This window comes from Anaerophaga thermohalophila str. Valhall, from assembly GCF_000250735.1.
GTDB lineage: Bacteria > Bacteroidota > Bacteroidia > Bacteroidales > Marinilabiliaceae > Anaerophaga > Anaerophaga thermohalophila_A.
Map to the genome: position 1 here is coordinate 1 of NZ_AHZV01000310.1, position 1,484 is coordinate 1,484.

Sequence of the window (1,484 nt, forward strand, 5' to 3'; positions counted from 1 at the left end):
TAAAACTTATGAATAAAGCAGGTTAAAAAAATTTCGTAAATGAGTATTTTGCCGGCGAACGTAATACAGCAAATGGTACTTTATAGACAGACTCTTCTAATAAACAATCTTTTCCATTACAAAATTGGTGCGGGCAGCTGTTTCCCCGGTGCTGACACATTCGGCTTCTCCCCTGATTGCATCAACAACATTACTGATCAGGTTGTACTGGATATTATCGGGATTGATGTAAGGAAATTCAAGAAAATCGTGCTCTTTAAACAGTAAAACAGGCTCGTGTCCGAAAGTGGAAAACTCAATACGTCCTTTTGTCCCAATTATTTCTATTACATCGCGGGTGGAAGAATCATCGCTGACAAAGCTCCATGTTCCACTTCCCAGTACGCCGTTTTCAAATTCCATTTGTGCCACCACAGTATCTTCGGCCTCGTAATATCCTCCGAAATTTCCGGAACTGCCGGAAACCTTTTTAACCGGACCGAATAAAAAATCAAGAAAATCAAGCTGATGTGAGGCCAGGTCATAGAATATTCCGCCTCCGGCAATATCGGGCCGAACCCGCCAGGACGGATTTTTCCTGTTCGTTTCGGCAGGCAGAGGTGGCCGGATGAGCATTATATTAACCACCAGGGGTTTTCCAACAGAGCCATCCTCAATGAGTGTTTTCACTTTCCTGAATCCGGGAAGGGTACGGCGGTAATAGGCCACATAAAGGGGCACCCCGGTCTCTTTACTTACAGCATTCATCTCCAGACACTGCTGAAAAGTGGCTGCCATAGGTTTTTCAACATAAACCGGTTTTCCGGCTTTCATTGCTTTGATGGCATACATAGCATGGCTCGATGGCGGAGTGGCCACATATACAGCATTTACTTCAGTATCATTGATTAAATCATCGGCATTGTCATACCACTTCGGAACTTTGTGGCGCCGTGCATAATCGCGAGCCAGATCAGCATTCCGCCGCATAACAGCTACCAAATTTGAGCCTTCCACTTTGTTAAAGGCCGGTCCGCTCTTATACTCGGTAACATTACCGCAACCTATGATTCCCCAGTTAATTGTTTTCTTCATATCATGGTTTTGTGTTCCAAATCAAAAGCAATAAAGTCTGCTAATTGTTCAAAACAAAAATAATGAGTTCACTTCTAAAAGTCTCTTTTTGTCCATCTCATTGTTTCAGGAATTAGTTAAGCACTCATTAACAATTAGTTAGTTCCAGATCAAAAATTTCCTGCACCTCGACCTTGACAAAAATAGCTCTTTTAGGAGAGATTTAGTTATATACGGCGATTCGTCTCATTCAAATAAAATGGAGAAGCTTCAGAATTCTGCGACGGTACACTAAAATCAGAAATTAAGGTTCCCATAAATTTGGTTTAATAGAATTATCCTCGAAACATCAGAACTTTTTATCTTTGGTTCCACATTCTACAAAAAAAGAAAAAGAATCTTTCATCTATGAGTGCGGTATAAAAAGCATA

At 41.1% G+C, this 1,484-nt stretch carries 1 protein-coding gene; it reads right to left on the reverse strand.

Annotated features, from left to right (window positions below; translation table 11 throughout):
* Positions 1 to 96 precede the first annotated feature (96 nt).
* Positions 97 to 1,074, reverse strand: a complete 978-nt coding sequence (locus tag OQ5_RS0115965; RefSeq protein WP_016778449.1) for a Gfo/Idh/MocA family protein — start codon at positions 1,072 to 1,074, stop codon at positions 97 to 99.
* Positions 1,075 to 1,484: the final 410 nt, after the last annotated feature.